The organism is uncultured Campylobacter sp., assembly GCF_905371695.1.
In the GTDB taxonomy this organism is placed as follows: domain Bacteria; phylum Campylobacterota; class Campylobacteria; order Campylobacterales; family Campylobacteraceae; genus Campylobacter_A.
In genome coordinates, this window is the sequence record NZ_CAJPMA010000108.1 from 1 (window position 1) to 4,879 (window position 4,879).

Genomic DNA, 4,879 nt, shown 5'->3' on the forward strand with positions numbered 1-4,879 from the left:
TCTTTTCGCTTTCCAATCTTTCAACTTCGCTCTTTCTAGCTTCTTTTATACGGTTACACTCAAGCGTTACTTCACCGTTGATTTTTTCTATACCTACGCTTAGCTCGCAAAGCCTTTTCAAGGCAACATCAACATCACTAAAACTAGTTATTTGCATCTTTTACTCCTCATTAAAAATTTTTATTAGCCCTATCACTCGAACAAACTAAATTTAAGCTCACTAAGACCGTATTCTTTAGCCCATGCCGCCTCTTGTGCCATGCCCTTACTCTTGTCGCTCCACTTGCACGGATGGCTGTAGTAGTAGCTGCACACTCTAAGCAGTTCTTCGCAGTTTTTCATTACTCTTTCACGCTCAAGCTCGCTATATATATCCATCCACGCAAGTACGGGCGAGATAGGCTCGTAGCCGTTAGCTCTGACGATAGCGCAAGCCTGCTGCGCTATTTGCTTAGCATAGTAGTTTCTATCCCGATCTTTGCATTCGATACTGGCATAGGGCGTAGAAACAAACACTAATCTCGCTGTTTTCATCTATTCTCCTTTCTTAAAAATTTAACTTTATAGGAAGCTCCGCAGAGCTCCCGAAAAATTAAATTTAAGCTGCCGTATCGATTACTTTGCCGTCGGCGGTTCTTATGATATATTTGCCTACTAGCTTAAACATACTCTTTGAGTAGTCAGCCTTTTGGCCCTTTATCATGCTTGCGCGCCTTATGCCCCATAGCTCACCTTTAGCACTTACCCTCATTTCAAATCCTTTCTCTTCAAATTCTCTTACCAGCCTAACTAGCCCCGCCGCTTGCGTTCGCTCCGCTACGTCGTTTTTAAGAAAATTTATCGCCATCACGCTCTCCTTGTTTGATATACTAGATTGGCCGCCACTTTAGCTTCGTATCCCAAAGCCAAATTTAGCGACGTTTTTTCATATAGCCTCGCATTGTCACCTTCGGCTAAAAACTCCGCTATCTCTCCCTCTATTCCGTTCATTTGACCGATTTTTATGAGCTCGTCCCTGCTTAAAACCATCTCCGGAGAGTAAGTAAGCCTGCTTTGTAAATAGCCTCCCAGCTTATCTATACGTTTTTTAAGCACGCCAAGACCTACCGCTATGACGGCTATACCTAGATTATTTCGTTTACCGTACTCGTAAATTTCCCTTAAAAGCTCAAATTTTCTCTCAAACGTTAAGTCGTTGTCCTTTACGAACAAATCGGCTTCATCCACGATTATTAGCCTCGTTTTGCTCTGCGTTATAGCCTCACAAAAGGCTTCGAATTTATCATCCGTGTTTCCGCTCGGTTTTTCGCCGATAGCTCGCAAAAGTAGGCTCATAAATGCGCTTGCGCTTAGGCTTTTGCGGGCTTTGACGTATACTCCGCCAAGCTCGCGCGCCGTCATTTCTAGTAAAAAGGTCTTTCCCATGCCGCTTTCGCCTAAAATTAGCTCGAAAAAGCTAAGCCCGCTCGCGTTCATTTTAAAAATCCTATCTCTTATCTTTTCTTGCGCCGTGCTTAGCCAAACTTCGCTTTTAGGCGTCTTAGCCTCTTTTTTTTCGGCGTTTGCCGCCAAAACCCTATCCAAATGCGCCTCGATCGCCGTCTCGTAAAGCTCGGCCTTAGACGAAGCGTATTTGCCGTTGATAACGCCGCTTACCGTTCCACCGCCTTTACCTATAGCTTTGCCTATCGTTTCTAGCGTTTCGCCGTAAGCTTGGCAAAGCTCAAATTTTTCTTTTAAACTAATACTCATAAATTCTCCTTATAAGGTTTATTTTTATATCCATCGCTCGTATCGCTTTCGCGATATACTCCGCTCATTCGCTTGCTCACATAGCATTAAGCAACTCTTCGTTGCTCATCGCTATTTTTTTATTAATTTTTCTAGTTTTCTCATTTTTTACCTTGGTTTCGTGCGCCACACTTGAATACGCGTTCATCGCACTTGGCTTTTTGTATAGGTTAGAGTAGTAGCCAAACGCCGCTTTCACGGCTTTAATCACCGCTTCGTTTTTAGCGATTTGCGCTTTTACTTTTTCGTGATCTCTTGGATCTATCCTATCTATGATATTTGCCTCGCATAGCGCTCTGTGGCTATCCATATCCACGATATTTACTCTCTCGTAGTCGTTCTCGTTTATGCGCACTTCCACCGTTTCGCCGTTAAATTTGCAAAGTCTAGGATGGCTATAAGTGCGTTTTTGCCCCATTATCGTTAGCGTTACGCCGCTATTTTTTACCTTGATGGCTCTTCTTTCGCTAAATATAAAATCAAGCGTCGTTTCGTCGAATACCGCCTTTGGTTTAGCTTCTAACTTTTCAAGAAAACTTTTCATAGGATAGATTTTGCGACTTTCGTTATAGTGCTCGTTCCACCACCTGACCGCCTTTTCAAAGTAGCTTATAAAATCATCGAAATTCAGAGGATTTTCTTTCATATATTTTTTTAAAATTTCTTGATTTTCGCGTTTGTCTTTATGGTAGCTCACCCCACCGCCGCACTCTGATATGATCATTTCAGCCATACGTCTTTGAACGTGGTTAAAAATATTTTCGATAGGTTTTGCGCGCGAGTTTCCTGGCTTTGCTTTTTTGTGTATCATGTTTGGCGCAAGATCGTCGAAGTCTCTAAATTTTATGCCGCTTAGCTGACTCCTTACCTGCTCTATGTAGTTACTAAGCTCTGGCTTGCCGTTATCGGTGTATATGGCGTCCGCCATACCGAATCTTAGTGCGTTTTTTAGGCTCCTTCCTACGCTTAGGCGGTTATATTTGCCAAACGTTACGTCCACGCCGATTATCGCTCCGCTTCCCATATCTATCCATACGTAAGCGTTTGGATTTAGCACCTCTCCGTCGGGGCCGATAGCATCAAAATCAAATACTATCTGATCGCCGCAAACTAGCTCCATACTCTCGTAGCAGTTTAGATCCCTGATGATATGAGAGGCTATCTCGTTTCTCACCCCTCTATCTCCGGCGGTTGCGCGAAGCAGCATGGCTTTTATTTCAGCGCTCGCCGTTAATCTCGCAAAACTTTGATAAGAGCCTATATTTAGCTCGTTCTCTTTTGCGTAAATTTCAAGCTTTTCGTAAACGAACCTTTTAGAGCTCAAAGGATTATGTAACATAAACCCAACCGCCCACTCTAAAGCTTTCATTTCAAAGCTAGAACTATTAAAACTAGCCCTAAAATCAATGCTTAACTCATCGTCTTCTATCTCTACGTCCTCTTTTTTGTTTAGTTTCACCCATTCGTAAAGCGTCTTTAAACTAACTCCGTATTTTTTCGCTACTCCTTTACCCCATATAGTCTTACTCATGCCTTTTGGGCAGTTTTTTAGCTCGCGCACGGCTTTTAGCTTATTCATATTTTCTAAATCCTCGATTTTTATCTTTACCTGATCTTGGCTCGCGCTTTTGGCCTCTATTTTTTCGCAAGCTTGCGCTCCGCAAAGCAGATTACGGCTATCGCCGCCGCGCTCGCAGCAGCCGCTACCGTCCATAATATATCCATCGCTAACTGCGCTATCCACAGCGCTGCAAAAATCGGCGCTATCGCTACCGCGGCTATGATCCAAACCGCGATCAAGGCTATTTTTCTCATCGTCTGACTCCTTTTTGCTTGGGTCGTCGTTTGTTACGGCATCGTCGATCCAGATTTGGAGGGTTTTGCCGCCTCGACCTATACCGTCGGTGTAGATAAAACCTAATATATTAGGTTTTATTGAGCAAATTTTTTTGCCTGCTTGTTCTGCACGCTTGATTGCTTTCATTAAAGCGTCGTATTTCACGCCCAAAATTTCCGCCGCTTGCTTAGAACTTACCCACATATTAGGCTACTTTTATACCGACTTTTTTAAAGGTATTTTTAGCCTTTTTAGAAAAATAGCCGTTTAAAATACTGCCATAACTTAGGTTATTTTCGCGGCAAAATCTCTTTAAAGTTTTATTTGTCTTGATTTGGATTTGCTCCGCTACTCCGCCGCTTTTTACGTTGCCGATTAAATCTATCATCGTTTAAGCTTCCTTTGATATAATTTTGGTATCAATGTCGAAATTATAATCTAATTTATTAGGTTTGTCAAGGGTGTTCTATGGATTTAGCACAAAAGATTAGGTCTTTACGAGAAGACAAGGAATGGACGCAAGGTGATTTGGCTGAAAAATCAGGAGTTGGCAAGTCTAGCATACAATTATACGAAAGCGGCAAAGGTAATATTACGCAACTAAATTTAGAAAAAATTGCCTCTGCATTTGGCGTAAATGTATCTTATTTTCTAAACGACAAAATGTCCAATAGTTTGTCCATAAGTGTCCATAAGTCGTCTCCTAATATGTCCATTAGTCCAGAAAAATCTGAAAAATTACAAAAGATGCAAAATCTTATAAGCGAGCAAGAAAATAAGCTTATAAATTTGCGCTTTTTCCCTAACGTTAGCGCGGCTGCCGGATACGGCGCAAACAACGACAACGAGAGCTTTAAAAGCATACCCGTTACGGCTTCTTTTTTAACGACTATATTGCGTATACCGGCCAAACAATACGATGTTATAAACGTGCTTGGTAACAGCATGGAACCGTTTTTAAAAGATGGCGATATGGTGCTTGTCTTGCCTACGCATGAGGCCAGTAACGGCGAGATAGTAATAGCAAACCTCGGTGGCGATCTATATGTCAAAAAGCTACTTAAAGACCCAATAAAAAAGCGTATTCGTCTAACCTCCATGAACAAACTTTATGAAGATATAGTAGTAGAGGATGACGAGCTAGACCAGCTTAAAATCGTGGGCGTAGTTAAAAAAGTGCTTCCGTCGGGTTTAATATCAGCATAAAGCCTATTTTACGCAATTTTAAAATAATTTTTGAAGTTTTTGAAG

6 protein-coding genes and 1 pseudogene are annotated in these 4,879 nt (G+C 41.8%); 1 reads left to right on the plus strand and 6 read right to left on the minus strand.

Going from position 1 to position 4,879, the window contains the following annotated elements:
• The 6 genes and pseudogenes from QZ147_RS08250 to QZ147_RS08275 all read right to left on the minus strand — a co-directional run.
• A pseudogene (locus QZ147_RS08250) lies at nucleotides 1–157 on the minus strand (host-nuclease inhibitor protein Gam); the annotation flags it as partial.
• A gap of 35 nt (nucleotides 158–192) precedes the next feature.
• Entirely contained in the window at nucleotides 193–534 is a 342-nt protein-coding gene (locus tag QZ147_RS08255) for a hypothetical protein (RefSeq protein ID WP_295149189.1), read from the minus strand.
• Between the two features lie 64 nt (nucleotides 535–598).
• A complete protein-coding gene (locus QZ147_RS08260) occupies nucleotides 599–847 on the minus strand; it encodes a hypothetical protein (protein ID WP_295149191.1) in 249 nt (82 codons plus the stop codon).
• Nucleotides 847–1,752 carry an ATP-binding protein gene (locus QZ147_RS08265; RefSeq protein WP_295149194.1) on the minus strand — a complete coding sequence of 302 codons (906 nt, stop codon included), beginning with the start codon at nucleotides 1,750–1,752 and terminating at the stop codon, nucleotides 847–849. Before QZ147_RS08265 ends, QZ147_RS08260 begins: the two co-directional genes overlap by 1 nt.
• Nucleotides 1,753–1,828: 76 nt before the next feature.
• Nucleotides 1,829–3,832 (minus strand): Mu transposase C-terminal domain-containing protein, encoded by a 2,004-nt coding sequence (locus tag QZ147_RS08270; RefSeq protein ID WP_035167050.1) that lies wholly within the window; start codon nucleotides 3,830–3,832, stop codon nucleotides 1,829–1,831.
• Nucleotide 3,833: 1 nt separating this feature from the next.
• On the minus strand, nucleotides 3,834–4,016 hold the full coding sequence (locus tag QZ147_RS08275; RefSeq protein ID WP_021090359.1) for a hypothetical protein: 183 nt from the start codon (nucleotides 4,014–4,016) through the stop codon (nucleotides 3,834–3,836).
• A gap of 80 nt (nucleotides 4,017–4,096) precedes the next feature.
• Between QZ147_RS08275 and QZ147_RS08280 the strand changes: the two genes are divergently transcribed.
• Nucleotides 4,097–4,834 (plus strand): XRE family transcriptional regulator, encoded by a 738-nt coding sequence (locus tag QZ147_RS08280; protein WP_051288428.1) that lies wholly within the window; start codon nucleotides 4,097–4,099, stop codon nucleotides 4,832–4,834.
• Nucleotides 4,835–4,879 lie beyond the last annotated feature (45 nt).

Excerpts from the sequence above, each read along its gene's own strand:
- QZ147_RS08255 (WP_295149189.1), bottom strand. The coding sequence starts at position 534 with ATGAAAACAGCGAGATTAGTGTTTGTTTCTACGCCCTATGCCAGTATC.
- QZ147_RS08260 (WP_295149191.1), bottom strand. The coding sequence starts at position 847 with ATGGCGATAAATTTTCTTAAAAACGACGTAGCGGAGCGAACGCAAGCG.
- QZ147_RS08265 (WP_295149194.1), bottom strand. The coding sequence starts at position 1,752 with ATGAGTATTAGTTTAAAAGAAAAATTTGAGCTTTGCCAAGCTTACGGC.
- QZ147_RS08270 (WP_035167050.1), bottom strand. The coding sequence starts at position 3,832 with ATGTGGGTAAGTTCTAAGCAAGCGGCGGAAATTTTGGGCGTGAAATAC.
- QZ147_RS08275 (WP_021090359.1), bottom strand. The coding sequence starts at position 4,016 with ATGATAGATTTAATCGGCAACGTAAAAAGCGGCGGAGTAGCGGAGCAA.
- QZ147_RS08280 (WP_051288428.1), top strand. The coding sequence starts at position 4,097 with ATGGATTTAGCACAAAAGATTAGGTCTTTACGAGAAGACAAGGAATGG.